The organism is Hymenobacter sp. B81, assembly GCF_044628455.1.
Lineage (GTDB): Bacteria > Bacteroidota > Bacteroidia > Cytophagales > Hymenobacteraceae > Solirubrum.
On record NZ_JBIYZW010000003.1, the window covers coordinates 449,419 to 476,281 of the forward strand.

Here is a 26,863-nt window from a genome sequence, read left to right on the forward strand (position 1 = left end):
GGGCGGCCAACCAGGCCGGGCAGGCGCAAGCGCAAGCAAAGTCACCGTAATTTGCCCCGGGTTCCGCGCTCAACGGCGAAGACGAGTTGCCGCCGGCGGCCCCGCGGCCCGCCCGGCAGCTACCGGTTTCACTGCCTCACTTTTCCCAGTCCCTTACCCGCTACCAATGGCCCTGCATCTTGCCCAACTCACCCTGCTCGTACCCGACTACGACGAAGCCCTGGCCTACTACGTGGGCGTGCTTGGCTTTCAACTGCTCGAAGACACCGACCGCGGCGCGGGTAAACGCTGGGTGGTGGTGAGTCCCGGCCCCGAGTCGGCGGCGCTGTTGCTGGCCCGGGCCGACACGCCCGAGCAGCGCGCCGCCATTGGCCGGCAGGGCGGGGGCCGGGTGTGGCTGTTTCTGCGTACCGACGATTTTGCCACCGACCACGCCCGCCTGCACGCCGCCGGCGTGGCGTTTCAGGAAGCGCCCCGCCACGAATCCTACGGCTCGGTAGTCGTCTTTGCCGACTGCTACGGCAACCGCTGGGACTTGCTGGGGCCCGCCCCGGCCACTGTCTGAGCCGTCAGGCGTCGCCCAGCCCCAGCAGCTCCTCGGCGGCCCCGAAGGCCGAGGTGCGGCCCTGCTCCACCAGCTCGCGCAGGGCGGGCAGCCGCCGGGCCACCTCGGGGCGGGCGTAGAAGCGTTCCTCCAGGGCTTCCCGAACACTTTGCTGCAGCCACTGCAGATTTTGCTCGCGCCGCCGCTGATCGAAAAAGCCGTTGGGCTGCGTCAGCGCCAGGTAGCGGCCGATTTCTTCCCACACCCCGGCCACGCCCTCGCCCGTGAGGGCCGAGCAGGTGCGCGCCACCGACGCCCAGCCCGAGGCGGCGTGCGGAAACAGCTGCAAGGCGCCTTGGTACTCGCGCCGGGCGCGCCGGGCTGCCAGTTCGTTGCCCGAGTCGGCCTTGGTGATGACCACCGCGTCGGCCATTTCCATGATGCCACGCTTGACGCCCTGCAGCTCGTCGCCGGCGCCGGCCAGCATCAGCAGCAGAAAGAAGTCGACCATGCCGTGCACGGCGGTTTCGCTCTGGCCCACGCCCACGGTTTCCACGAAAATCACGTCGTAGCCCGCGGCCTCGCACAAGAGCAGCGCCTCGCGGGTGGCGCGGGCCACGCCGCCCAGCGAACGGCCGGCGGGGGAGGGGCGGATAAAGGCGTGCTCGTGGGCCGCCAGCTGGTTCATGCGGGTTTTGTCGCCCAGGATGCTTCCCCCGCTGCGCTGCGAAGTGGGGTCGACGGCCAGCACGGCCAGGCGCTGCCCGCGCTCGGCCACCACGTGCATGCCCAGCGCCTCGATAAACGTGCTTTTGCCCACGCCCGGTACACCCGTAATACCGATTCGTACCGAGCGGCCGGTGTGCGGCAGCACCCGTTCCAGCAGTTGGCGAGCCAGCTCCCGGTCGGTGGGCAGGGTGCTTTCGACCAGAGTGATGGCGCGGCTGAGCACGAAGCGGTTGCCGGCCAGCAGGCCGGCTACGTACTCGTCGGGGGAAAGGCGTTTGGCCAAGGCAGCGAAGAAGGAAGAGGGAAAGCGAAAAAGAAGCGCCGCTGGCAGCTGGCGGGATGGGCCGGTCGTTGTTTGCGACGCTTAAAAGTAGCTACTTGCCCCGCGTTGCCGTTCGGGGCGGCCCGTGGTTACGCTTTTCACTTCCCCGGTTTACCTTGATGAAGTCATTTTTACGGGCGCTGCTGCTCCCGGCGCTGGCGCTTGGCAGCCAGGCCGCGCAGGCCCAGAACGAGCTGAGCAACTTTACCGCCACCGGGCGCGGCGGCGTGGCCACCACCTTCGCCGGCGACTACCAGGCCATCGGCATCAACCCCGCCAACCTGGCCCGGGTAGGCAGCCCCAAGGTCGCCTTCACCATCGGCCAGTTCGGGGTGGGCGCGGCCTCGCAGTCGCTCACGCGCAGCCAGCTCAACCAGTTTATCTTTCACCCCGACGAGAAGCTCAGCCAGGCCGACAAGCTGGCGCTGGCCGCCTCGTTCACCTCCGCCAACGCGCTCAACGCCAACATCGACGTGACCACCTTCGGTTTGTCGGTGTCGCTGCCCGTCATCGGTAGCATTGCCATCAGCAACCAGCAGCGCATCAGCACCCACGTGGGACTGAACCGCAACGCCGCCGAGCTGCTGTTTCTGGGCTACAACGCACCCATCATCACCCAGAACTTCAACGCCGACGGCACGCCCAAGAATCCGGCCACGGTGCCGCTGGTATCGGAGGCGCTGGCGGGTACCGAACTGCAGATGGCCTGGCTCAACGAGTTCAACGTGGCCTACGGCGTGCGCGTGCTCGACCTGCCCAAGGTGCAGCTGATGGCCGGCGCCGGCTACCGCTACATCGAGGGCGTGGGCGTGGTGGACGTGCGCGTGAATGGCGGCAAGGTGGAAGCCTACGGGTCCATGTCGCCGCTGTTCGACATCAACTACGGCAAGCTGGCCAGCAACCCGCAATTCAACCTGCGCCAGCGCGACTCCGGCCTGCAGCCCGTGGGCAAGGGCAACGGCTTCGACCTGGGTTTGTCGGCCGAACTGGGCAAGGTGGTGCGTCTGGGCCTGGCCGTGACCGACCTGGGCAAGATGACCTGGGAAGGCAACCTGGTAACGGCCAATGACCAGAAGCTGAAGCGCCTGCGCTCGGCCGGCGTGGGCAGCTACAACTTCATCAAGGAAGCCACCGAACTGTTTGCCGCCGGCTCCGACAGTTTGTTTCAGTACCAGCCCGGCACCAAGCGCACCGCCGATTTGCCCACCAAGCTGCGGGCCGGCGCCGGGGTGCGCATCAGCGAGTATTTCGAGGCCGGCGTCGACGTGACTTTGCCGCTGAACGAGGTGGCCGGCAACCTGAGCGCCCCGTTCGTGGGCGTAGGCGTCGACTTCAAGCCGGTAAAGTGGATTCGCCTCAGTTCGGGCGCCACGGCCGGCGCGGGCTACAACGTGGGCATTCCGCTGGGCATCACCCTCACCAGCAAGGTCTACGAAGCCGGCATCAGCACCCGCGACGTGGCCGGGCTGATTTCAAAGGATAACCCCTACGTGTCGGTGGCTATGGGCTTTTTGCGCTTCAAAATCGGCCAGACCCAGTAAGAGGCTGATTGGCTAGAAACAAGCGGTGCCCCGGCTCAGAAGTCGGGGCACCGCTGTTTTTTGTAGGAGCCTGGATTAACTCTGGAGCCGCCTTACGGGGCCGCCGGCTGGATGAAGTTGGGCAAACCCAGCTTGCTGCGGCGGCCGCCCAGCTTGAGGCCGTTGTCCTGGTACTGGCAGGCGGCGCCGGCGGCATCGGGGTTCTGGATGACGCCCAAGAAGGGGTTGTCTTCGCGGGCCACGTAGATGCGGCCGTCGGGCCCGCGCTGCAACGAGCCGATTTTGCGGTTGGCCGAGTTGCCGATGGCGGTTTTGTCGCCGGTTTTCAGGTCGAGCTGCCACACCTGGGCGTTGCCGCCGCCGTTGCCGTTGCTGGTCACGTAGAGCTTCGTGCCGCTGGGCGAAAACTCCACGCCGTAGGCTTCCTCGAAGCCCTTGTAGGCCCTGGGCTTGCTCACCTTGCCGGTGGCGTTGTCGAAGTCGAACACCTCCACGCGGTTGGCCTCGCGCCAGATGGCCACGGCCAGCTGCCGGCCCGAGGGCGAGAATTTCATGGTGCCGATGGCGTTGCGGCCGGGGCCGGCGTGCATGCTGCCCACGTTGCTCAGGTTGGGCTTGGCGTCGATGCCGTCGGCCGTTACCAGGTAGCTCACGAAAGCGTTGGAGTTCCAGCGGTGGCCCACCACCCACACGTCGCGGCCGTTGCGGTGGCGCACGGCGGCCAGCTTCTCGGCCACGGGCGAGATGAGCAGCACGTTGCTGCGCTTCACGTCGCCCAGGCCCCCGGCGTCGGTCATGTCGACCACCGAATAGCGCAGGCCGTTGGAGCTGCCCTCGGCGCCGGTGGTGAAGATGTAGAACACGTTGCCGCTGCCCGGGTCGGGCACGATGAGCGCGCTCTGACTGCTGGACTTGCTGCCCATCAGATTTTTACCGTTGGGCATGAGCTGGTGCTGGCGGTTCCACACGTTCACGCCGTTGGTGTAAAACAGCAGCTGCCCGCGCGAAGTGGTGGCTACGGCGCTGCCCTCGTAGGTGCTCATTTTGCCGTCGAGCAGCACCGCGGGGGCGCCCTGGCGGAAGTCCAGGCCGGCCTCGCCGCCGAAGTACCAGAGGGCGTTTTGCAGTTGGGCCGAAACCGGCGCGCTCAGCAGCCACAGGCCGAGCAAAAGCAGAAAACGGTAGTGCATGGAGAAAGGGTGCGGCGCCGCGGGGTGGTGAAAAGCGGGGCCGTCCGCAGCGTTTAACGCAATTCCGTGCCAAAGATTGGTGCCAGCATCAGCGCCCGGACCTTACACCTCCCATTCGCCGGCCAGCAGCCGCGGCAGCAGCCCGCGCACGATGCGGTAGCTCAGGCCCCAGAGCTGGTGGCCGCCGGCCACGCGGTAAAACGACACCGGGGCCGCCCGGGGCCAGTCGGGCAGTTGCCAGGTTTCGGTGGCGTGGGCCCCGGGGGCCAGCAGCGCGGAAACGGGGACTTCCAGCACTTCCTCGATTTCGCCGGTTTGCCAGCGCCATACCTCCGGCCGCTCGATGCGGCCCAGAAAGGGTGCCACCCGGAAGCCGGTGGTGAAGGTGTTGAGCACGGGCAGGGCGGCCAGCACGCGCACCTGCTCGGGGCGCAGGCCTACTTCCTCTTCGGCCTCGCGCAGCGCCGTGTGCAGGGGCGAGGCGTCGGTGGGGTCGGTTTTGCCGCCGGGAAAAGCCAGCTGCCCGCCGTGCACGCCGAAGTTGCCGCGGCGCACCAGCACCAGGCGCAGTTCGCCGGCCTCGTCGCGGAACACCGGCACCAGCACGGCGGCCGCGCGCAGGGCCGGCTCCAACGAGCCCGCCGCTTCGCCTACCCCCACTGCTGCAGCTCAATCACGTTGCACTCGGGGTCGGCCACGTAGGCCCAGGTGATGGTGCGGCCCAGGGGAGTCATCTGCGTGGCCACTTCGCCCAGCGCCGAGCCGCCCTCGGCAATGACCACGGCGCGGGCGGCCGCCACGTCTTCCACCTCAAAGGCAATGTGGCCGAAGCCCGGGCGGTGGGGGGCGGTGCGGGCGCGGTTGTTCAGCGGGTCGTAGCCGAAGATTTCCAGCGTGGGGCCGTCGGAGCCGTGGCCCGGCAGGCGCAGGTGCACGCCCCGTTGGCGGGGCCGGGCGTTGCCCTCAGTCGTCAGCGCCTCGTCGTGGTAGTCGCGCCGGGGTAGCAGCGGCTCGCAGCCGAACACCCGCTCGTAGAAGGCAGCCAGGGCTTCCCAGTCTTCGGCGGTCAGGTTGGTGTGGGCGTAGCGGGCGTGGAGCAGCGGCATGGCAGAGCGGTGGTGAGGCGGCGAATAAAAAGAGTGCAGTGCAGCGCGCGGTTAGGCGGGCTGCACTGCACAACGAGCGGCGGCGCAATCTAGTGATATGCCCAGAATTATGGAACCTGCTGTCGGGGTCCTATTCCAGCACGTAGGCACCCTGCGCGTCGGTGCTCACGCAGGGCAGCGTGCGGTGCCGGGCAAACTGCTGGTAGCCCGGGGCCAGGGTTTGCCAGAACGCATAGTGCACGCTGCCGCGCCGGTTGTGCAGCTGCTCCTCGCTCAGCTCGAAGGGAAAGATGTGCACCCACTGCTCGGTTTGGCCGGCCTGGCGGGCCTCGGTAGCCAGCACGTACACCTCGCGGATGCCCGCGTCGGTAATGGGCAAGCAGCCGATGGTCACGTTGGAGCCGTGGATGAAAATGTCGCCGCCGGGGCGGGCGCTGCCCAGCCGGCGGTCGGCGGCGTTGGGGTAGTCGAGGCCCAGGGAAAGGTGGTAGAGGCTTTCGGGGTTGAACCGGTCGATGCGGTAGAAGCCCTCGGGCACCTGCCCGTCGCCCTCGCGGCGCTTGGGCCCCAGCGTACCCGAGCTGCCGGCCAGGGGGTAGGTTTTCAGCAGCTGAAAGGCCGGCGCGCCGGCGTTGCGCACCCACACTTCCAGCTTCCGCCCGATTTTGAACACCCGGAAAAACACTTCCAGGCGGGCCGGGTCGATGCCCTGCTGGGCCAGCTGCCGCCGCAGGGCGGGCCAGGCTTCGGTGTAAGCCGCCTGCACGCGCGGATGCTGCAGCTGCTGGTCGCGGAAGCTCGGGCCGGTGGAGCGGGCCGCCAGCGTGACGGTCAGCAGCGCGAGCAGCAAAATTGGGCGTAACATAAGAATAACGGGGCGCGGGCTTGCACGAAGCGGCGCGGGCCGAAATAACGACGAGCTACGGGCTTATTGTACTTCGCCTATATATCGTCTCTTTAAGCGTTTGAATGTGAGTTGCCTATTTCATCGGATGCGGCCTAACCGGGGCAACTGGTCATTGAAGTTCGCTTGGCCAAGCTCCCGCTGCGGGCAGGCGCCGCCAAACCTCCGCTTGGCATTTGGGTTAGTTAATGGTATGCTTGTCCCAGTAGCCTTGCATCCGTCACCCTAGTGCTGTTGCCATGTCCTTTTCCTCATCCCGCCCCGAAGACCTGCTGTTCGACGCCGCCCGCCGCGGCGACGTTGCCTACCTCAAGCACCTGATTGAGAGCCAGGTCGACCTCAACATCCAAAACGGCAAGGGCTTCACCCCGCTTATTGTGGCGGCCTACGACGGCCACCTCGAAGCCACCCAGCTGCTGCTCGAAGCCGGCGCCGACCCCAACGTGCAGGACCACGCCGGCAATTCGGCGCTGATGGGCGTTTCCTTCAAGGGCTACCCCGAAGTGGCCGAGCTGCTGCTGCAGCACGGGGCCGACGTAAACCTGCAGAACGGCAACGGCGGCACGGCGCTCATGTTCGCCACCCTGTTTGGCCGCCACAACATGCTGCCCGTGCTGCTCGAAGCCGGTGCCGATGCTACCCTGCGCGACGTGCGTGGCCTCTCGGCCCGCGACCTGGCTTTGCAGCAGGGCAACGAAGCGGCCCTGCTGGTGCTGCCCGCCGAAGCCGCCGGCTAAGCCGGACCGGGCTTGCGCAGCAGAAAGTAGGCGTAGCGGCGGTCGTGCACCAGGGGCTGCTCGGGCTCCAGCGCCACCGCCTGGGGGCTCAGGCCGCAGGCCTCGGCCAGGGTCCAAAATTCCTCGATGCGGTAAGTGGTCATGTTGGCCATGTTGCGGGCGTAGCCCCAGCGGTAGGGCTGGCTGGCCAGCGTCAGGTCGCTGTACTTGATCTGAATAAAGGCCAGGCCACCGGGGGCGAGCAGCTCGGCCGTGAGCCGTAGCACGCGTTGGCCGTAGGCTTTCGAAGGAAACAGCTCGTACACATAAGTCGACAGCAGCAGGTCGCAGGGCTCGGTAATCAGTGCCCGCACCTGCTCGGGGGCCGCGGCCGGCAGCAGCACCGGCACGAAGCCCGGCAGCCCGGCGGCGCGCATCTGCCGCTCGCACTCCGCCAGGGTGGTCCCCGTGATGTCGATGCCGTAGTAGCGGGCTGCGCCCGGCGCGAAGTGCACGGCATTGGCCCCACCGCCGCACCCCCAGTCGACAATGCACGCTGGCTGACGGGGCGGCCACTGCGGCCCGGCCAGTCGCCGAAACCGGTCGAGGTTGTTGCGGCCGATGGCCAGCCAGCGCGCGTCGTCGTGGGCAAACACGCCGTTGCCGCGCCAGTGGGCGTTGCCGCCTTCCTGCCCCGGCGCCGATACGGCATCCCAGTACTGCTGCGCGTCGGCAATGATTTTGTCTTCGGCCTCGTGCAGGCCCAGGCTGTCGTGCAGCAGCCGCTGGCCGGCACGGTAACCGGTGCCCAGCAGGCTGCGAAGGGTAGAAGTGCTCATGAAAAGCGGAGTCGAACAAGGTCAGGCAATTGTGTAATAATATGAATTTTATTTATAAATATTTTAATCGTTTATGAGCTGCTCTGGAGCCCGGAGCGGCTCCGGTAGCAGAGCAGAAAGATGGTTGCATGCACCCTGGCAGGCTGAATTGGGCCACATGTTGATGTGGATGCTGCAACCTTTGGCGAGGTGAAACTATCTTCGTGGCAAGCTTTTCCACCTTTCATCATACGCTTTAAGCTCTATGCGTAGCTCTACTTCGCGTTTCGCCCTTTTGCCCCGACTGGGGCTGCTCGCTATGCTGGGCCTGGCCTCATTTGCTGCCCAGGCGCAGGTAACTCCCCCTTCCTGGGCTTCGGTGCAGCGGGCTACCGGCGGCGCCGGCGACCTGAACATCGGCCGCAAGACGGTGGTTGCCGCCGACGGCAGCCAGATTCTGGGTGGGGTATTTGAGGGTACCATGACCATTGGCGGTACCACGCTCACGGCCGGGGCCGGCGACACCCACTACTTCCTGGCCAAGTTCAACCCCAACGGTACGCTGGCCTGGGCCGGTACGGCCGACGAAACCTCCGGCGACACCGACGCTTCGCTGGCCGTCGACCCCCAGGGCAACGTGTACATTGCCGGTTACTTCGCCGGCAGCATCACCTTCGGCCCGCTGGTGATTAACGGTCCGACCGATGGTTCGACCGATGCCTTCCTCGTCAAGCTCGACCCGCAGGGCGTGCCGCTGTGGTACAAGACCGGCGGCATCAGCAACGGCGACGCCTACGTGGGCGGCGTAGCGACCGACGCGGCCGGCAACGTGTACGTGTCGGGCGACTACAGCGGGCAGATCAGCTTTGGCGGTGGCGCGGCCAACCAGCTGGTGTCGGGCAACAGCAACGTGTTTCTCTACAAGTTCTCGGCCACCGGCACACCCGCCTGGGCCCGGCAGGGTGGCGGTACCAACGGGGACTTCAACTACGACCTGGCGGCCGACGCGGCGGGCAACACCTACCTCACTGGCAGCATGCGCGGTACCGCAGTGTTTGGCAACGTAACGCTGAATACGGCCAACACCGACGAGGACATCTACGCCGTGAAGTACAACCCCAGCGGCACGGCGCTGTGGGCGCAGCGCACCGGCTCGGCGGCCGACGACAACGCCAATACCATTGCCGTTGACGCCGCGGGCAACGTAGTGGTAGGCGGGTACGCCAACGACCGGCAGGTAGGCACCAGCTTCGAAAGCGACGCCTTCCTGGCCCGCTTCGATGCCCAGGGCAACCCGATGTGGACGGAAACCATCACGCCCAGCACGGGCGGCGAGTACGGCATCAGCGGCGTGGCCTTTGACAACCGCGGCGGACTCTACGCCATCGGTGCCTTCGCGGGCACGCTCACGCTGGATGGCAACACCCTCACCGCGGCCGATGAAACGCCCTTTATTGCCCGCTACGACGGCCAGGGCCGCGCCATTTGGCTGAACGCGCCCACCGGCGCCACCGTCGACGACCAGTCGGTGTTCTTCGACGTGACCACCGACGCAGCCGGCAACGCCTACGTGGCCGGTGGCGCGCTGGGCAACATCTCGTTTGGCCCCATTGCCAGCCCCGGCACTGGCATCGGCGCCTTCCTGGCCAAGCTCAACGCCGGCGGCACCATCACCGCGGCCCGCAGCCGGACCACCGAGCTGGCCCTGGGCGTGTACCCCAACCCAGCTGCCGAGCGCGCCACGCTGCAGCTGCCCCAGGGCGGCGGCCAGCTGACGATGAGCGACGCGCTGGGCCGCACCGTGCGCCAGCAGGCGCTGCCCGCCACGGCCGGCACCCACGAGGTGTCGCTGGCTGGCCTGCAGCCCGGCCTCTACCAGCTGCGCGCCACGCTGGGCAACGGCCAGGTAGCCACGGCCCGCCTGACGGTGCGCTAGCCCGCATCGTTCTCATCAAAGCCAACAAGGCCGGGCAGCTTGCCCGGCCTTGTTGCGTTTAGGAGCTAGGCAGCGGCTGACCGGCTGCGGGCTGGCCAACGCGGAGCGGTTGCGGCGGGGCGACTTATCCGACGCCGGCAATATCCGCTGCCGGGGTGTCGGCGGCGGAAAAGGACAGCTGGGTGCGCAGCAGCAGAGCGGCCACCGGGCCGGGCAGCTCAGCCAGCGTAAGCGGCCAGGCGGGGCGGGCTACCAGGTGGTAGCGCCGGTCGGCGGCTTCGTGGAGCTGGGTTTTGTCGAAGGAAAACAGCCCGCGGCGGGCATAGCGCACGAAGCTCTCGGCGCTGCGGCCGCTCTGCGCGGCGTTGGTTTGGGGCTGTACTTGCGCCGCGTCAGCGGTTTCGGGCAGTAGCAGAAAGTACTGGTGCAGCGTCAGCAAATCTTCCTCCGACGCGGCGACTGATTCGGGCAGCGGGCCGCCGCCGGAGGAAAAATGCACCACGTGGCCTTCGGCGTCGACGGCAAACCAGTCGATGTCGGCGTCTTGCTGGTCGAGGGGGCTGATGCGCATGGGAAAAGAGCTGAGAGGACTGCGCAAAGCTAGGGCCCGCGGGGCAAGTGCACGCTGGCCGGGCTGCAACGCTGTTCCCGACTTGCCTATCTTTGCCGGCGGAATCACGTCAGCAGTACCCCAATGGAAATCATCTGAGCACGGTAGCCTAAAGGTGGCCCACCCACGTTCCGGCTGCCGGAACGAGCCGGTACCAGCGCCGCTTAGTTGCCCAGCTTGCCACCCCCGCGGGTCGGCAACCAGCCTCAGACGTATGTGATTTTCTGCTTGCCGGCCACCGCGTGTCCTTGCGCCCCGGCCCCCACTTCCGGCCCGCTACCCGCCGCCGGACCTCCTGCCTTCATTGACCTGTACCGCTGGTCGCCGCTCCCTTAATGGGCTGGCTGCCGGTTGGTGCGTCTGGTATATTTCCCGAACCCTGCGGCGGGCCCGACGCCCGCTATAGCCGCGCCCGCCGCCGTGCAGGGGCAGTTGCGCGTGGCCGGCCGGCGCGCCGCGTTTTCCCTTCCTGTATGAGTATCCTGATCAACGCGCTGGCGTACCGCCACGCCGACCGCGAAATCCTGTTCCGCAACCTGCACCTGGTCCTGGCAACGGGCGCCCAGGCTTCAATTGTGGGCGCCAACGGCGTGGGCAAATCCACACTGCTGCAGCTCATTGCCGGACGCCGAGCCCCGGCCGAGGGCACGGTGCAGGTTACGGAACCACCCTACTACGTGCCCCAGCACCTGGGCCAGTACGACGACCTCACGGTGGCGCAGGCGCTGGGGGTGGCCGAAAAGCTGCGGGCCCTGCAGGCTATCCTGGCCGGCGCCGCCCGCCCCGAGCAGTTTGCCTGCCTCGACGACGACTGGACCCTGGAAGAGCGGGTGCAGACGGCCCTGGCTTTCTGGCAGCTCGACCACCTGTCGCTGGCCCAGCTCCTGGGGGCGCTCAGCGGCGGCGAGAAAACCAAGGTATTCCTGGCCGGCGCCCTCATCCACCAGCCCGGCGTCATCCTGCTCGATGAACCCTCCAACCACCTCGACGCCGATAGCCGCGCTTTGCTCTATGATTTCATCCGCCGCAGCCGGGCCACGGTGCTGGTGGTGAGCCACGACCGCACCCTGCTAAACCTGCTGCCCCTTACGCTGGAACTCACGCCCACCGGCCTCGAGGCCTACGGCGGCAACTACGACTTCTACCACACCCAGAAGCAGGGCCAGCTCGCGGCCCTGCAGGCGCAGCTCGACGAAAAGCAGAAAACTCTGCACCAGGCCCAGCAGAAAGCCCGCGACCTGGCCGAGCAGCGCCACAAGCTGGAAGTACGCGGCAAGGCTCAGGGACAGAAAAAGGCCCTGCCGCGCATCGTGGCGGGTAACCTCAAACGCCAGGCCGAGCAAACGTCGGCCCAGCTTCGGGAAACCCATCAGGACAAGATCAATGACCTGGGCCATGATTTGCGCCAGCTGCGCACGCAGCTGCAGGAGCGGCAGCCGCTGAAAACCGACCTGCGGCAATCGGAGCTGCACCGGGGCAAGGTGCTGGTAGAGGCCCGGGGCATCAACTTCGGCTACGGCCCGCGGCTGCTATGGCCCCGGCCGCTCACGTTTCAGCTGCGCTCGGGCGATAGGGTGCGCATTACGGGGCGCAACGGGGCCGGCAAAACCACCCTGCTCCGGCTGATGACGGGCCAGGCGGCGCCCACGGTGGGGGAGGTGTTCGTAGCTGATTTCGAGGCCTTCTACATCGACCAGGATTACTCCCTCATCGACCCCGCGCTGACCGTGTTCGGGCAAATCGGGCACTACAACTCGCGCCAGCTGCTCGAGCACGAGCTCAAGACCGTGCTGCACTACCACCAGTTTCCGCGCGAGGCCTGGGACCGAAAGTGCGCCGACCTGAGCGGGGGCGAGAAGCTGAAGCTCATTCTGTGCTGCCTCACGGTGCGCAACAACGCCCCCGACGTGCTGATTCTGGACGAGCCCACCAACAACCTCGACCTGCGCAGCCAGCAGGTGCTTACCGCCGCCGTCAAGGAGTTCAGCGGCTCGGTGCTGCTCATCTCCCACGACCAGTACTTCGCCGATGCCCTGGGCATCGATGCCACCATCAGCCTCGTGTAGCGGGGACTTCGGGCCTTACACTTGCGCGGAAGCGGGAGCCGGGAGGCGCAGCGTTTCGCCGGCCTGCAGCACCTGCACCGTGATGCCAGCCTCGGGCGGGAGGGCGGCGCGCAGCTGCTCGGGTGTGCCGGTGAGCGAGGGGTAGGTGCCGTAGTGGAAGGGCACCACCAGCGGCGCACCCAGCAGGCGGGCGGCGTAGGCGGCCTCCCGCGGTCCCATGGTATAGCGCCCCCCAGTGGGTAGCAGCGCCACGGTGGGCTGGTAGAGCTCGGCCAGCAGGCGCATGTCGCCGAACACGGCCGTGTCGCCGGCGGCGTACAGCACCACCCCGTCGGAGCAGCGCACCACGAAGCCCACGGACTCGTGTGGGCAGTCGGTGCCGCCGTCGGGCAGGTCGATGTGGGCCGGGTGGTGGGCGCGGGTCATGGTCAGCTCCAGCTCGTGCACCGGCACGCTGCCGCCCACGTTCATGGGCTCCAACTGCTCGGCCGGCACGCCCTGGCGGCCCAGGTACAGGCGCATCGGGGCGGGCGCGGCCACCCGGGCGCCGGTACGCGTGAGCCGGGCCAGCAGCTCGGCGTCGAAATGGTCGCCGTGGCCGTGGGTTTGCAGCACCAAATCGGCCGCGTCGAACAAGGGGCGCAGGGCTTCGGGCAGGAAGGGGTTGTGGTTGAGCCAGGGGTCGATGAGCACGATGCGGCCCTCGGGCGTGGTGAGGCGGAAGCTGGCGTGGCCCAGAAACTGGAGCTGCGTGGGGGCTTGGGGCATGGGAGCAGAGCTGCGTTCAGCCGCAAAGTAAGAAGAGCGGCCACAGCCGCGCGCCGGCTCGGGGCCGCCCGCTGTGCCTGGCTGAACCAGCCCGTCCAACGAACCGCCGCGTGCCGGCCTGACTGCGGCAGCCACCTTCAGTTCCAGGGTTGTAGGCGAGGATTCCTGGGATGTTTCGCCCGCCGCCGCAAGTTGGCTTAAGCTGACGCGCGGCCGCTCCGGCCCGGGCCACATGATAATGCTATTGCTGGCAACCCGCCTGGCTCATAGGTTTGGCCCCTCGGCCACCGCCCCGAACCCGCTTAGCCGATTCGGAACGCGGCGCGCAATTTCCTTCGCCCGTTGTCATGAACCCAACTGCCCAAGTCCCCGCCGTGGTCCTGCGGCGTCCCGGCGTCCTCTTTACCGTCGTGCGCGTTTTCGCCGGCGTGCTGCTACTCGCCACCGGCCTCAGCGGCTTGAGCGTGGTGCTGGGGTTTGCATCGTTGTTTCCGGTGGCGCCGGTCGAGTTCATGCACCTGATGATCGGCTCCGGCTTCCTGGCGCCGGCGAAGGGCATGGAAACGGTGGCGGGACTGTTGCTGCTGTTCAACCGCTACCCGCGGCTGGCTTTGGCCCTCGAAGCGCCCGTGGCCCTCAACGTGCTGCTCTTTCACCTCTGCTTCGACCGCGCCAACCTGTGGATGGGCGTGGTATTGCTGAGCCTGGTGGCGGTGCTGGCCTGGCCCCACCGGCAGTTCTACGCGGGCTGGCTGCGCCAATTGCTCACGCGCTAAACGCACACGAGCGGCCGAAGCGGCCAGCCCTCAGGAAATCTGCACCACCCCGGCAATGTGCTTAAGCGCCCATTGGTCGAGGCGGTGCAGAATAGGGGCCAGCTCGGCGCCTTTGGCCGTGAGGTGGTAGCTGACTTCGGGCGGAAAGTTGTTCTGGACGGTGCGCTCCACCAGCTCGGCCTGCTCCAGCTGGCGCAGCTGCTCCAGCAGCACTTTCTTCGACACCCGCGGAATCTGGCGCCAGAGCTCCGTGAAGCGCAGCGGCCCCGCCGAGAGGTGGAAGAAGATCATCGGCTTCCACTTGCCCGAAATCAGGTCGAGGGCCACTTTGGTGGCGCACTGCTCGACGTCGCGGTAGGTAAGGCGCATGCGTGGGATACGAAAAGGTAACCGGGTAACCGGCGGGTGAACTTCTTGAGCCGACGCACCGGGGGCGCCACCTTTGCCTGGTCGAACGTCGACGGCCGCGGCCGGTAGCACCGGCCGCCAAGGTAGTACGCAACCAGCTTCCCCTTATGCAAGTTCAACTGATCCGCCACGCCACGCTCCTGGTAAAAGCAGCCGGCAAAACCCTGCTTGTCGACCCCATGCTGGCCCCGCACGGCCAGTACGACCCAGTGCCCAGGTCGGCCAACCAAATCCGTATTCCGCTGGTCGATCTGCCGCTGCCGTCCGACGAGCTGCCCGGGCTGCTGGCTTCGGTGGATGCCGTGCTGCTCACCCACACCCACGCCGACCATTGGGACCCGGTAGCCCAGCAACTGCTGGATAAAAGCCTGCCCATCCTGTGCCAGCCGGCCGATACCGAGACGGTGCGGGCGCAAGGCTTCACCCACGTTCAGCCCATCGAAACCCAGCTCGACTGGGAAGGCATCCGCATCAACCGTACCGGCGGCCAGCACGGCACCGGCGAAATCGGGCAGATGATGGGTGCCGTGTCGGGCTTCGTGCTCGAGGCCGACGGGCAGCGCCTCTACCTGGCCGGCGACACTATCTGGTGCGAGGAAGTCAGCCAGGCCCTCGACCAATACCGCCCCGACGCGGTGGTGCTGAACGCGGGCGGCGCCCGGTTCCTGCAGGGCGACCCTATTGTGATGACTGCCGCCGAGGTAGCGCAGGTAGCCCGCCACGCCCCGCAGGCCGCCGTGTACGCCGTGCACCTCGAAACCGTCAACCACAGCGCCGAAGACCGGGCCGCTACCAAGTCCTCGCTTGCGCAGGCGGGCCTGAGCGCCCGGGCGCACGTGCCCGCCGACGGCGAGTGGCTGCCCCTGCCCCGGCTGGTTTAGCCCGAGGGCGGCCACGGCCCGGCAAGCCACCGGCGCCGTCCGGGGCCGGCTAGGGCTGGAGCTTTAGGCGCACCCGGTACAGATTGGCCTGACCGTTCAAGACGGCGGCTGAGCCGGAGTCGGCGGCCGTGCGCGTGCTGGCGAAGTAAAGCCACTGCCCGTCGGCCGAAAGGGTGGGGGTGAAATCGAACTGGGGCGAGTTTAGCTCGCCGGGCAGGCGCACGGCCGTACCCCAGCCGGTTTCGGTGCGGGGGGCAGCGTACAGGTCGCCGCCGCCCGCGCCGCCGGGCCGGTCGCTCCAAAACAGCACCCAGCGGCCATCGGCGGTTATTTCCAGGTCGCTTTCCGAGGCGGCGGTGTTGAGCGTGGGGCCCACGTTGTCGGGGGCAGCAAAGCCGCCGGCCTTCGGCCGGGCCCGGTAGCCGTCGAGGCCGCCCAGGCCGCTGCGCCGGGCCGAGCTAAAGTGCAGGGCGCCTGCCGACCAGCTGGGCCCCAGCTCCATGCCTTTGCCGTTGATAGCCGGGCCCAGGTGCTGGGGCTGGCCCCACTGGCGGCCGTCCCACGATACTTGCCAGAGGTCCAGGTCGCGGCGCGTAGAGTCGCGACCTGGAGCGGGGCGGTCGGAGGCAAAGTACAGGGTGCGGCCGTCGGGGGTGAAGCTCGGGTCGGAGTCGGAATAGCGGGCATCGGTGAAGGGCACCGGCTGCGGCTCCTGCCATTGGCTGCCCTTCTGGCGGGTGACGAAGATGTGGGCATCCGCAAAATCGGCCTTGCTGCGCGCAAATACCAGGGTACGGCCATCGGGCGTCAGGCTGGGATTGTACTCGTTGGCGGAGGTGGATAGGGTGCCCGGCCCCAGCAGCTCGGCGGGGCCGGTGATGAGCGCACCAAAGTCTGGAGAGGTAGACCTGGAGGCAACCCTGGTACCTGGCAGGCGCCGGCAACTGCTGCCAACCAGGGCAGTCAGGGCCATGAGGCAGGATACAAGGACTGCACGTAACACGCGGCGGGAAGTCATGGAATCGAAATGTCGAACGGTTGCGGCTATGGACCTGGGACCAAGCCGCACGTTGCAGGCGCGGTTTCACATGATGATGTAGGTGGGCGGCCTGTACCCGCCGCCCGGCCCTGCCCCGGCAGGGCACCCCGCCCCATCAGCCCCCGGGGCAGCGCCCCACGCAGCGGCCCGCCTCACCAACACATAACCGGCCCGCCTGAAAGGCGGGCCGGTTGGCAGAGCGCAGGACCGAAGCAGCCCGTGGTAAAGAACCGAGCCAGGCCCGGGCCTAGGGGCCGGAAAACGAAAGGATGCTTACTCCCGGGCCTGCCCGCCGCCGGCTTCCAGGGCCCGCAGGCGCTGGGCCAGGCTTTCGAGTGCGGCTGCGGTCCGGGTTCTGTCGGCAGCGGCCGCGGCCTCGCTGGTAGCGGCCCGGACCTTGAGGGCGTCGTTTTCGGCTTTCAGCTCCTTGATGGCCTCAATCAGGATGGGGGTGAGCTGGGCGTAGTTGACCGCTTTGAAGCCCTGGGCGTCGGTACTCACCAGCTCGGGGTAAATCTTCTCCACCTCCTGGGCCAGCAGGCCCACCTGGGGCGCGCCGGCCGTGCCGCCGTGCCGCACGCCCAGCGCGTTCCACTCGTAGCGCACCCCGCGCAACGCCAGCACCGCGGCCAGGGCACTGGTAAGGGGGCGCACGGCGGTTTTGAAGCGGGCGTCGGAGGTCAGCACCACGCCGTTGGCCCGCACCTGGCCGTTGGCGGTGATGCCGCCATCCACACTCAAGAGGTAGGTGGGCTTGGCCCCGGACGCGCCGCCGTAGAGCAGGTTGAGGGCCCCACCGTACGAGAGCAGGCGGGTGGTGTAGTCCACGCCGCTGGTTTCGGCAAAGTCGATGTAGGGCGTGCGGTTGTTGCCGCGTAGCTCGATGCTGGGGTTGCCGCTGCTGCCGCCGCTGACAAGTACGCCCAGGGCCGAGCCGCTGCTGCTCTCGGGCGCGTCGACGTGCAGGCCGGCCAATGGGCTGGTGGTGCCGATGCCCACGTGGCCGCTCCTGTTCCAGACCAGCACCGAGCGGTTGCCGCCATCTTTGGTGCCCAGCATGCCGCTGCTATAGCCGTAGAGCACCGGGCCGTCGAAGCCCGTGACGGGGGTGAATACCTTGCCCGTGCCGGTGCTGCCGTACCAGCCCAGGCCCACGTTCACGTCGCGCAACAGCAGCTCGCTACTGGCGTTGATGAGGGCCGTGCCATTTACCTCCAGCTTGTAGCCGGGTGTGGCCGTGCCAATGCCCACGTTGCCGTCGGCCGTGATGCGCAGGCGCTCTACGGCCCCGTTGCCGCCGGGGCTGGTCTTGAAGAGCAGCTGGCCCGTGTCGTCGAAGTCGCGGCTCAGGGCCTGGATGCCGGCCGAAGCCCGCGGACGGTTGAAACCCACAAAGCTCAGCTCGCCCAGGTCCTGGCCAGCCGTGTTGCTCACGCTCGTTACCTGGCTGATGCTCAGCGCCGACACCGGAGCCGTAGTGCCCACGCCCACCCGCCCCGTGCCCGTGATGGCCAGGCCGGTGCTGCCGCCGTTGCCCACCAGCTGATTGGTGCCCAGGTTCAGGTTGCCGCCCACGGTGAGCCCGGCGCCGGTGCTGACGGTGCCGTTGTTGGCAATGCTGATGCCGCTGCTGCCCCCGTCGCCGACGAGTCGGTGCAGGTTCAGGTCCAGGTTGCCATAGAGCTCCGCGTTGCCGTTGGCAGCTACGCCCAGCCCACCCGTATTGCCGCTGCCCACTAGCTGATGAAACCCCAGGTTCAGGTTCTGGGTGGCGGTGTGGTTGCCCAGGTGGTCGCCGGGCACGTTCACGAAGTTCGAGCCGTCGAGGGCCGGGGCGGCATACTGGCCGCCGGGCGTGATGGTGAGGGAGCCATTGCCTCCGTTTACCCCCGCCTGCATGGTGATGCTGCTGCTGCCGGTGGGCGTTACCCACGACGAGCCGCCGCCGCCGCCGCCCGAGACGCTACCCGACTGGCCGCCGCCCCCGCCGCCGCCATAGTAGCCGCCCCCGCCGCCTCCGCCGCCGCCCGACCGGACGGGGCTGCCCCCCGTGCCAAGGCTGCCGTCCGCGCTGCCCCCGGCCGTTTGCGTGGCTCCGGTGCTGGTGATGTACGTATTGAAATTGAACCAACCCGTGCCGTCGCCACCCGCGGGCGCGCCCCCGGCTCCGCCTTGGGAAGTTCGGCCCGTGTAGCCGCCGCCGCCGCCGCCGCCGGCCACCACCAGGCGGTCGGTCAGCTGGCCCCCGCTGCTGCGCACATCCGTTGCTCCGCCGCCCGCGCCCCCAATCGAACTCACGGCGCCACCTCCGTTGTAGCCCCCGGCCAACGTGCCCGAGTTAATGTACCCCCCGGCCCCGCCTACCCGAATGTCCAGTACCTGACCCGGCGTTACGGCCAGGGTGGCCTGCACCCGCGCCCCGAGCCCGCCTGCCTCAGACATGTTAAAGGGCGGGGCATAGGTATGGCTCCCGCCTTGTGCCCCCTTGGCCTCCACGGTCAGGCTGTACACGCCGGCCGGCACGGTATAGGTTTGCGGCGCCCCGGTGTAGCCAAAGGTCACCGCGGTTCCCGGCAGGGGCTGCTCGTTGGCACTCAGGCCGGACTCCCAGCTGGTGCCGTTCCAGGTGTTGAGCCGGTTGGTGGTGGTGTTGTAGATGACCAGACCCGCCGCGGGGCCGGCAATGGCATCGCGCTGGGTGGTGCTCAGGCGCGGGGGCAGCAGGCCTTTGCTGGTGCTACTCACGTCGAGCGCAGCCGAGCTGTTGGGCGTAGTGGTGCCGATGCCCACCGAGCCGCTCACGGCGGCGTTGCCGTTTACCTCCAGCTTGTGGCCGGGGCTGTTGGTGCCGATGCCCACGTTGCCGTTGCCTTGCAGGGTCAGCACCGTTTGGTCGGCGTTGCCGTTGCCCCCGTTGCCGAGGTTGAAGTCAAGCCGGGTCTGGCTGTTGACGCCCGTCGCGTAAGAGCCCACCGCCAGGTCCACGGTGTTGTTCCACTTCTGGTTGAGGGTGCCGGGGCGGCTCAGGCGCAGCATTCCAGCCGTACTGATGGTGGTGTACGGGGCGGCCGGGCCGCTCACTTCCAGCTTTTGCTGGGGCGTGGTGGTGCCAATGCCCACGTTGCCGGCGTTGCTGATGGCCAGGCCGGCGGTGCCGGGCGCGGCGGCCGTGCCGCCCACCAGCAGCTTGTCGGCCAGGTTCAGGTTCTGGGTAGCGGTGTGGTTGCCCAGGTTGTCGTTCAGCCCGGTCAGCACCACGCTGTTGCCCCCGCTGATGCTCAGGGTGCTGCCGGTCAGGCTTAGCTGCTGGGCATCGGTGGGCAGCGCCGCCGAGCCCAGCGTACCATCGGCGGCCGTGGTTACCACGCGGCTGCCGGTGCCGGCCAGGCTACCCAGCCGGGTTGCCCCGGCTACGGCCAGGCCGCCGGCCGCCGTCACGGCCCCGGCGCTGCTGATGGTGAGGCCGGTGCTGCCGCCGTTGCCCACCAAGGCGTTGGCTCCCAGGTTCAGGGCGCGGGTGGCGGTGTGGTCGCCCAGGTTGTCGCCGGGCACGTTGATGAAGTTGCGGCCGTCGAGCACCGGGGCTGGGTTCGGCTGGTTCGGCATGGGGGTGAGGGTGAGGCTGCCGTGGCCCGCATTCACCCCGGCCGTGTAGCTGGTGCCGGTGGTGCCGGTGGTCGTTACCCAGGAGCTGCCGCCCCCGCCGCCGCCACCGCCCGACCAGAAGCCGCCGCTCCAGGTAGAGGTGTAGGCGTACGCCTGGCCGAAGCGGCCCCCGTAGTAGCCGCCGCCGCCGCCGGCCGAATAGGTGTTCGGGAAGTTGTTGCCGCCCTGGCCGAGGGCATTGCCGCTGGTTTGGGTGGCCCCGGCGCCGCCACCGCTGCCGGTGCCGGCGCCGCCGTTCGGGGCGCCGCCGTTGCCGCCGTTGCCGTTGAGGCTGCCGCCCCCGCCGCCGCCGGCCACCAGCAGGCGGTCGGTGAAAGCCGTGCCGCTGGCGCTGGTGCGAATGTCGGTGGCGCCGCCGCCGCCGCCGCCCTGGCCGTTATCCACCCCGCCGTTGCCGCCGCCGTTGTAGCCGCCGCCGCCGGGGGCCGTGGTGCCCCGGCCGCCCACGTACACGTACAGCACCTGGCCCGGCACCACGGTCAGCTGGGTTTGCACCCGCGCCCCGGCGCCCCCGCCGGAGCCCGAGCCGCCCCGGTTGCCACCTCCTGCACCGTAGGCATCCACCATCAGGGTTGTCACGCCGGAGGACACGGTATACATCTGCACCCCACCGGTGTAATTGAACGTGACGGCCGGGCTGGGCACGACCAGCGTGGCCGTGCCCAGCATCTCGGTCCATTCGGTGCCGTTCCACACGTTGGTTTTGCCGGTGGTGGTGTTGAAGATGGTCAGGCCGGCGGCCGTAGCGGCCGGGGCAATGGCATTGCGCTGGGCCTCGCTCATGCGCGGGGGCAACAGGCCCTTGCTGGTGCTGCTCACGTCGAGCGCGGCCGAGCTGTTCGGCGTGGCGGTGCCGATGCCGACTGAGCCCGTCTGGGCCTGAGCAGCGAATGGAGCGGTGGCCAGCAGCCCAAGCAGGGCCAGCACCGGGGCAAGCAGGTAACGGTTTAGCATACAGGAAGCAGAAGAAATGAGGGTGCCGCAAGCCGGCCGGGGCAGCGGTGAGTCGATGGTTTGCCGCAGGGGGAGGCGACCCGGCCCTGGTCGCCACGCGGCAGCCCGGGCCGCCGCGTGGCGGCAGCCCCGCCGCCGAGGGCCAACCTCTGGCGACGGGGTGCCGCCGGCCCCACGCAGGAGCCGAGGCGGGGCCGGCCAACGGCCAGACCAATGGAAGAGACAATCCCGTGAAACACGGGGCAATAGTGGGCCGCGGCAGGCCCGTATTCCTAAAAGGGCGCGTAGACAAAGTGTAGACAGCTTTGTCAACTGGCTGTTTATCAATTCATTTTTTTGCCGGGGCGAGGGGTGCCGGCCGCTGCAGCTTGGGGTCAGTCGCCGGGCAGGGCGGGTGGCGGGGTGCGGCCAGCAGCCTCGTCGGCCGCAGCAATTTTTTTGTAGAGCCGGGTTTTGGCCCGCCGCACGCTGGCCGGATCGATGTTGAGCAGGGCGGCAATTTCCTTCGTGGAAAGCCGGATGTGGAAGTAGCAGTACAGCCGCTGCTCGTTGGTGGTGAGGGCCGGGTAGCGCGCCTGCAGCTCCTCGAAGAAGCGCGGGTGCACCTGCTCGAAATGCCGCTTGAACTTGCTCCAGTCTTCGTCTAGGTACAGGCTGGACTGCAGCAGCGACTGAATGCCCGACAGCTCCTTTTGCTTGCCGGGGCTCTGCGCATTCAGCTCCTGAATCTGCTGTTTGAGCTCGGCCAGCAGGGCGTTCTTTTGCTGCACGTACAGGGTGGTAGAGGCCAGCTCGCGCTGGTTGGCTTCGAGCTGCTGCTGCAGGTCCTGGTTGGTGGCTTCGTGCTGCTGGTTGTCTTCGCTCAGCTGCTGTACGCGCTGCTCGCGGGCCTGCTGTCGCCGCTGCATCTCCAGCAACGCCGTTTGAATGTGCTGGTTTTTCAGCACGATTTCCCGGTGGCGCAGCTGCTGCTGCTGAATGTCCAGCACCAGGTAAGCGGCTTCCCGCTCCTGGGCCAGCAGGGTGCGCTGCACGTGCTGGAGGCGAATACTGAGGGCGGCCGAAAAGCCCAGCGCGTGCGACACGATGGCCAGGTCGGGCAGCAGCAGGTTGCCGTTGTTGTCGACGCCCACCACGACGTGGTGCCCCGCGATGAACAGCACGAAGAGCAGCGGCAGGGCATTGGCCAGCAGGTAGGTGCGGGCCAGCGGCAGCTGCCGGCGGTAGGCCACGGCGGTAGTGGCCAGCAGCAGCACGATTACCCCCAGCACCAGCACGTTGTCGAGCAGCAGGGAGTAGTAGTTCAGGTAAAACCCGCTCAGGTTCACCAGCCCCACCAACACGGTAAACGCGCCGTAGCCCCACAACGCGTAGCGCAGGGCCGCATCGAGCCGGGGCAGGCGGGCCCGCAGCGGCAGGTAGGCGCGGGTCATCTGCACGAAGCCGGTGAGCAGCAGCACCACGCTCAGGTGCATCAGCACGTTGTTGAGCGTGTAGGCGTAGCTCAGGCCCGAGGGCCGCACCAGCTGGCTGAAGACCGGAGACGCAACCCACACCTTGAAATACCCCCGGAAGGCCGTAATGTACAGCACGGCCCCCACCTGGGTACAGATGTAGTAAAGAGTAGCCCGGTCGCGGAAACGGGCATAGGTGGGCAGATTGGTGAGCAGCAGCAGCCCCAGCACGGCCAGCGACACGGCCCAGGCCGTACCGAAAAAGGCGTCGGTCTGCTGCGCGGCCGCCGCCGGCTCCAGGCGCACCGCCAGGCCAATGGCGGGCGGCAGGGCGGCCGGCTCGCCCAGACTTACCCGCACGTAGACGGTGGTGGTAGCCTGCCCCGACAGCCGCAGGGGCAGCACGCCTTTCAGCCGCTGCCGGTCGGTGGGCACGGCCGTGCCCGCCCGGCGGCTGCGCCAGGCGCGGGCATCCTCGTCGAAATAGAAAAGCGTGTTGTCGAGATTGGGCAGCACCGTGAGCCGCACGGCCTCGGGGTAGCGGCTACGGTTGCGCAGCGTTACTTTCAGCCAGAACCGGCGGGCCTGCGCCGGCCGCAGCGAGTCGGCCGGCCGAAACGCCAGGGAAGGGTCCGTGCGGATCCGGTCCCAGGAGTAGTTTCGGTCTGCCAGCACGCCCACCCGCTCCACGGTACTGGGCAATGGAGCTGCTGCGCCCCCCACCGGCTGCGCCGCCCCGCGCAGCACAGTGGCCAATAACAAGAGCAGCAGCAGACGCAGGGAGTTGGGCACCGAATAGAAGTTGGACGAGGAACACCAACCGGCTATCCGCTACCAAAGGTACAGCAGCCGCGGGTGGCACGATTAGCCGTGAATGAGCGTCAGCAGCCGAACAGGCGGCCGGCGGATGAGCCCGGTCGCTTGCTTGCCGGATGGCAGCCAAGTGCCCAGATATGTTGCGGGGCCTGGCCCCCGATGCAGGCCCCAGAAGCACCCGGGGCCTGCATCAGAAACAAACTACCCGGTTTAAATAGGGCCGGTGCAAAGGCGGCGGACTGCCCCGGCAATGCCTGGCGCTGCTGGCTGCATCGGTGGGGGCGAGGCTTCAGCAGTCCTTGCTGGCGCCGGTAGCCGCAGGCCCCGGGCACCATTGGCCGGCCCGGCGGTGCTGCCGGCAAAGCAGGGCGAGCAGAAAAGAAACCGGCCCGCTGCCTGGGCGGGCCGGTTTGCAGGCGCGGGGGCCGGAAAAAGAACCGGCAAGCGCCGACCCGGGCGGCCGCCTTAGCGGTGGGGCAGCGAGATGCTCACCCGCACTTCGTCGGGGCCCAGGTTGTGGGCGGCCAGGTACTGGCCCTCGGGGCCCAGCTCGGCGGCCGATACGTAGCGGGGCGAGGTGGCCGCGTCGAGCAGCTCGCCGCTGCCCAGCGGGGCGGCCGGGAAGGGCAGCCGGCCCAGGCGCACCGGCCCGCTGCCTTCCAGCAGCGTCAGGCGCAGCACGGTATCGGGCAGCAGGCGGGTTTCCATCGATACCACCTGCTGCTCGCCCAGGGCCAGCGTCAATTCGTGGGTATCGGTGGGAGTGGGGGCGGGGTCGGTGAGGCGGTAGAGGCGCTGGCGCAGGGGCTGATCGGCCAGGAGCAGCTTGGCGGCTTTATTCAGGCGCTGGCCGAAGCCGAAGGCCGCGTTTTGCAGGCGCACGTAGGCATCGGTGTCTTCCTGGTTGAGGCCCTTCTGCATTTGCTGGGCCGTGTCCACGGTGTCGAGCTGAGCGGCCAGGTCTTGCAGCTCGGCGAGCTTGGCGGCGCTGAAACCTTTGGTCGTGAGGGCGGCCAGGTCGCGCTCGGCGGCCTGGGCGGCCATATCCAGCACCACGCGCATCTCGTCCGAGTTGGTGGCGGCCTTGGCGTAGCGGTCTTTGCCGTACTGGCTCAGGCGGCCCTTGTTGCCGGGGAAGGCCTGGCTCACGTAGTAAAACACCTGCTGCACCATGGCGCGGGCGCGGTCCATCTCGGTTTCCACCACCACCGTGTCCTGGCGCAGCTCACCGCGGCGCACGTCCACGTTGGGGGCCAGGTCGGCGGCTTCGAGGGCCGCCAGCCAGTCGGTGCCAAAGCTGCCGCCCAGCTCGGGGTTAAAAGCGGCGAACTTGGCCGCATCGGAGAGATAGTGGCCGTGCATGGTGCGCATGCGGCTGCGCATGGCGGCATCGGAGCCAGTGAATAAGCGAACTTCGGTTTTTGCCCGTTCCATAGAGCTGAAAGATTAAAAGGGTTTTGGTGAATTGTGGAGCTACGATAGTATTATGTATAGGCAATTCCAACTTATAAGCCGGATAAATTTTATAGAATCGTCTTATAATTATGAAAATGTGCTTAGAAGCGACCGAAACCGTCTTAGATGCGACCGAAGCCTTCTTAGAAGCGACCGAAACGGTCTTAGAAACGACCCGAACGGTCTTAGAAGCGACCGAAACGGTCTTAGAAGCACTCGGGGTGAACGTAGAAGCACCCACGGCCAACGTAGAAACGCACTGGTTCCTCGTAGCAGCATCCGATTCGGGCTACGGCCCACCCGTCCCGCGCTGCTGGAGTAGCTGCGGCGGCTGAGGAAGCGGGAGGGCGCAAAAAGAAACCGGCCCGCTGGGCGGCGGGCCGGATAAAGACTCTTACAGTATGACTACGTTAATTCAAAATACCCAATCTAAGTCTTTTCCTATTAATAATTCCTTTTTCTTGATATTGTGGCTGTTTAAGGTGCTTATCTCTATTGAGTGAAATCCATGCTTTTTAGTTAGATATCTTACTGATAAATTGTCGTCATATGTCATGATGAAATCTATATTTTTACTTTTTATTATTTCAAATAACAAATCGTGATTCAACTCGTGTACATCATAAAGATGTTTTCCAATTTTTTTATTATCAGCTGTATAAGGTGGGTCAATGAAGAACAAATCATTTGCTTTGAAGTTTTGATTTTTGATAAAATTTAGAGCATCTGTTTCTGTGAATATTATATTTTTTCTTAAGCTGTGGATTTTATCAATTCTGTTAATTAGTGTTTGTGGGTACCACCTAGAAGAGATGCCCTTGCCATTCTCTCCCTTCAGGAGAAGCCCAGCTCGTTCTTTAATTACCCCACCTCTACTAACTCTATTTTTTAATATAGTCCAAAATGCTAGGTCGATTTTGTTTACTGGATGCTGTGATAAAACTAATTTGCTGTTCTCAGGAGTTATATCAAAGTCTGATATTCTTTGCTTTAAAATAGCTACGTCCTCAGAAAGAATGGTTTGCCAGACGGCTGCCACCTTCCTGTCTAGTTCGCATATGTAAAGATTTTCGCATAAATCTGCTACCAATACGTTTAGACCAACTATTGCCCCTCCACAAAATGGCTCATGGAAGTTGATGCACTTATTATCTCTGGACGAAATCCATCTTTTTACAAGTGGGACAAGCCACGTCTTACCGCCAGGGTATCTGAACGGACTTAGAAAAGGTGCGCGTTTGAAAGACTCGTTAGACACTTTTAGTGTAAGTGTTTCTGATGTTACATGCTTATTAATTTTGCCTGTATCCATGCTGATACAGGAGCAAAATCAATTGAAGGGGAAGCTTCTTTTTGTGCCCAAAAGGCAATCCTGCATCTTTCAAAGATAATACCAGCATCGTGAGTTGCCTTACTCCATGAGCGCCGATTAAGTCGATGCGGCATGAAAAAAGATCTAATAGGCTCACTTTCTAAAGGTTTACGCATCCATTTTTTGCAAAAAGATTGTGGTTGCATCTCTGAAAGCTTCGTGTCCCAGTTTTCCCCAGTAGCACATTGACCAAATAGAACGAGCTTGCCAGGTAGCCCGTCAACAAATGGCTTCCATGCAACAATGTCTATGCCATCATCCTTTTCGTCCTCAAGAGGGGAGTCGGAAATAGAGTCACCTTCTTTAAGCATTTTGCAAAGATATTTGACAGCATCAGCAAAACCTTTGGGAACGGGGCTTCCACTCCTAGGGGCTCCGAACTCAAGAAGATAACCCCCTATATATTCTTTTGCGGCAATTCCTGCAATTCGTTCGAACATTTTTGCTGGATTGTCTTGCGCACTCCATCCAAAATATGATAAGCATAGGCAGAATACATAAGGCGTATATTTCAAATAATCGTCTTTTGCCTGTAAAAGGCTAGGTGAAGTTAATTCAAATGGATATCCATCTGAAGCAAAAAAAGCTCTGTCACTAAGTTCTGAAAATACCTCGACGCATTTACTTTCAATAGATTCGTTATTGGGTAATTCTTTCAGTGCGGCTGCATTTAATGCTCGCTCTAAATCTCCTCTGCTGTAGTTTAGGTCAGGTGATATTAGTGCGTTCAACTCTATCCAGTCAGCTAATTTGATTGCGTCTGTTGGGTCTGATTTAGGAAGAGTGAACATA

The 26,863-nt window shown here is 65.8% G+C and carries 22 protein-coding genes; 7 read left to right on the forward strand and 15 right to left on the reverse strand.

The window, feature by feature from the left end; genetic code table 11:
• Window positions 1-166 precede the first annotated feature (166 nt).
• Entirely contained in the window at window positions 167-565 is a 399-nt protein-coding gene (locus tag ACE191_RS18750) for a VOC family protein (RefSeq protein ID WP_400193772.1), read from the forward strand.
• 4 nt (window positions 566-569) lie between these two features.
• On the opposite strand, the gene meaB is transcribed toward ACE191_RS18750, so the two are convergent.
• Window positions 570-1,556, reverse strand: coding sequence for a methylmalonyl Co-A mutase-associated GTPase MeaB (meaB, locus tag ACE191_RS18755; protein WP_400193773.1), 987 nt, complete (start codon window positions 1,554-1,556; stop codon window positions 570-572).
• A gap of 158 nt (window positions 1,557-1,714) precedes the next feature.
• On the opposite strand from meaB, the gene ACE191_RS18760 reads away from it, so the two are divergent.
• Entirely contained in the window at window positions 1,715-3,136 is a 1,422-nt protein-coding gene (locus ACE191_RS18760; protein WP_400193774.1) for a DUF5723 family protein, read from the forward strand.
• Between the two features lie 92 nt (window positions 3,137-3,228).
• Here ACE191_RS18760 and ACE191_RS18765 read toward each other — a convergent pair whose 3' ends face one another.
• The 4 genes from ACE191_RS18765 to ACE191_RS18780 all read right to left on the reverse strand — a co-directional run bounded on the left by ACE191_RS18765 (window position 3,229) and on the right by ACE191_RS18780 (window position 6,297).
• Window positions 3,229-4,326 (reverse strand): hypothetical protein, encoded by a 1,098-nt coding sequence (locus ACE191_RS18765; protein ID WP_400193775.1) that lies wholly within the window; start codon window positions 4,324-4,326, stop codon window positions 3,229-3,231.
• Between the two features lie 102 nt (window positions 4,327-4,428).
• Complete coding sequence (locus tag ACE191_RS18770; protein ID WP_400193776.1) at window positions 4,429-4,986, reverse strand: NUDIX hydrolase; 558 nt, start codon at window positions 4,984-4,986, stop codon at window positions 4,429-4,431.
• A complete protein-coding gene (locus ACE191_RS18775; RefSeq protein ID WP_400193777.1) occupies window positions 4,977-5,432 on the reverse strand; it encodes a VOC family protein in 456 nt (151 codons plus the stop codon). Before ACE191_RS18775 ends, ACE191_RS18770 begins: the two co-directional genes overlap by 10 nt.
• A gap of 130 nt (window positions 5,433-5,562) precedes the next feature.
• Window positions 5,563-6,297: a murein L,D-transpeptidase family protein gene (locus ACE191_RS18780; protein WP_400193778.1), complete on the reverse strand. Its 735-nt coding sequence runs from the start codon at window positions 6,295-6,297 to the stop codon at window positions 5,563-5,565.
• A gap of 278 nt (window positions 6,298-6,575) precedes the next feature.
• Between ACE191_RS18780 and ACE191_RS18785 the strand changes: the two genes are divergently transcribed.
• On the forward strand, window positions 6,576-7,073 hold the full coding sequence (locus ACE191_RS18785) for an ankyrin repeat domain-containing protein (protein ID WP_400193779.1): 498 nt from the start codon (window positions 6,576-6,578) through the stop codon (window positions 7,071-7,073).
• Here the strand turns inward: ACE191_RS18785 and ACE191_RS18790 are convergent.
• Window positions 7,070-7,891, reverse strand: a complete 822-nt coding sequence (locus tag ACE191_RS18790; RefSeq protein ID WP_400193780.1) for an SAM-dependent methyltransferase — start codon at window positions 7,889-7,891, stop codon at window positions 7,070-7,072. The genes ACE191_RS18785 and ACE191_RS18790 overlap by 4 nt on opposite strands.
• Window positions 7,892-8,135: 244 nt before the next feature.
• On the opposite strand from ACE191_RS18790, the gene ACE191_RS18795 reads away from it, so the two are divergent.
• Entirely contained in the window at window positions 8,136-9,806 is a 1,671-nt protein-coding gene (locus ACE191_RS18795; protein WP_400193781.1) for a T9SS type A sorting domain-containing protein, read from the forward strand.
• A gap of 124 nt (window positions 9,807-9,930) precedes the next feature.
• Here ACE191_RS18795 and ACE191_RS18800 read toward each other — a convergent pair whose 3' ends face one another.
• Entirely contained in the window at window positions 9,931-10,377 is a 447-nt protein-coding gene (locus tag ACE191_RS18800) for a hypothetical protein (RefSeq protein WP_400193782.1), read from the reverse strand.
• Window positions 10,378-10,889: 512 nt separating this feature from the next.
• On the opposite strand from ACE191_RS18800, the gene ACE191_RS18805 reads away from it, so the two are divergent.
• On the forward strand, window positions 10,890-12,482 hold the full coding sequence (locus ACE191_RS18805) for an ATP-binding cassette domain-containing protein (protein ID WP_400193783.1): 1,593 nt from the start codon (window positions 10,890-10,892) through the stop codon (window positions 12,480-12,482).
• A 15-nt stretch (window positions 12,483-12,497) separates the two neighbouring features.
• On the opposite strand, the gene ACE191_RS18810 is transcribed toward ACE191_RS18805, so the two are convergent.
• Window positions 12,498-13,250, reverse strand: coding sequence for a metal-dependent hydrolase (locus ACE191_RS18810; RefSeq protein ID WP_400193784.1), 753 nt, complete (start codon window positions 13,248-13,250; stop codon window positions 12,498-12,500).
• 347 nt (window positions 13,251-13,597) lie between these two features.
• Between ACE191_RS18810 and ACE191_RS18815 the strand changes: the two genes are divergently transcribed.
• Window positions 13,598-14,026, forward strand: a complete 429-nt coding sequence (locus tag ACE191_RS18815; RefSeq protein WP_400193785.1) for a hypothetical protein — start codon at window positions 13,598-13,600, stop codon at window positions 14,024-14,026.
• Window positions 14,027-14,056: 30 nt separating this feature from the next.
• Here the strand turns inward: ACE191_RS18815 and ACE191_RS18820 are convergent, their stop codons facing one another.
• Entirely contained in the window at window positions 14,057-14,395 is a 339-nt protein-coding gene (locus tag ACE191_RS18820; RefSeq protein ID WP_400193786.1) for a winged helix-turn-helix transcriptional regulator, read from the reverse strand.
• A gap of 146 nt (window positions 14,396-14,541) precedes the next feature.
• On the opposite strand from ACE191_RS18820, the gene ACE191_RS18825 reads away from it, so the two are divergent.
• The gene (locus ACE191_RS18825; protein ID WP_400193787.1) at window positions 14,542-15,315 is read left to right on the forward strand and encodes an MBL fold metallo-hydrolase; all 774 of its coding nucleotides are present in this window, start codon (window positions 14,542-14,544) and stop codon (window positions 15,313-15,315) included.
• A 49-nt stretch (window positions 15,316-15,364) separates the two neighbouring features.
• On the opposite strand, the gene ACE191_RS18830 is transcribed toward ACE191_RS18825, so the two are convergent.
• From ACE191_RS18830 to ACE191_RS18855, 6 genes are all read right to left on the reverse strand, one after another.
• On the reverse strand, window positions 15,365-16,288 hold the full coding sequence (locus ACE191_RS18830) for a hypothetical protein (RefSeq protein ID WP_400193788.1): 924 nt from the start codon (window positions 16,286-16,288) through the stop codon (window positions 15,365-15,367).
• A 339-nt stretch (window positions 16,289-16,627) separates the two neighbouring features.
• Window positions 16,628-20,974 carry a beta strand repeat-containing protein gene (locus ACE191_RS18835; RefSeq protein ID WP_400193789.1) on the reverse strand — a complete coding sequence of 1,449 codons (4,347 nt, stop codon included), beginning with the start codon at window positions 20,972-20,974 and terminating at the stop codon, window positions 16,628-16,630.
• A 374-nt stretch (window positions 20,975-21,348) separates the two neighbouring features.
• A complete protein-coding gene (locus ACE191_RS18840) occupies window positions 21,349-23,220 on the reverse strand; it encodes a 7TM diverse intracellular signaling domain-containing protein (protein WP_400193790.1) in 1,872 nt (623 codons plus the stop codon).
• A gap of 489 nt (window positions 23,221-23,709) precedes the next feature.
• Window positions 23,710-24,678 carry a hypothetical protein gene (locus ACE191_RS18845; protein WP_400193791.1) on the reverse strand — a complete coding sequence of 323 codons (969 nt, stop codon included), beginning with the start codon at window positions 24,676-24,678 and terminating at the stop codon, window positions 23,710-23,712.
• A 436-nt stretch (window positions 24,679-25,114) separates the two neighbouring features.
• A complete protein-coding gene (locus ACE191_RS18850; RefSeq protein ID WP_400193792.1) occupies window positions 25,115-26,011 on the reverse strand; it encodes a DNA adenine methylase in 897 nt (298 codons plus the stop codon).
• Complete coding sequence (locus ACE191_RS18855; RefSeq protein ID WP_400193793.1) at window positions 25,981-26,862, reverse strand: hypothetical protein; 882 nt, start codon at window positions 26,860-26,862, stop codon at window positions 25,981-25,983. Before ACE191_RS18855 ends, ACE191_RS18850 begins: the two co-directional genes overlap by 31 nt.
• Window position 26,863 lies beyond the last annotated feature (1 nt).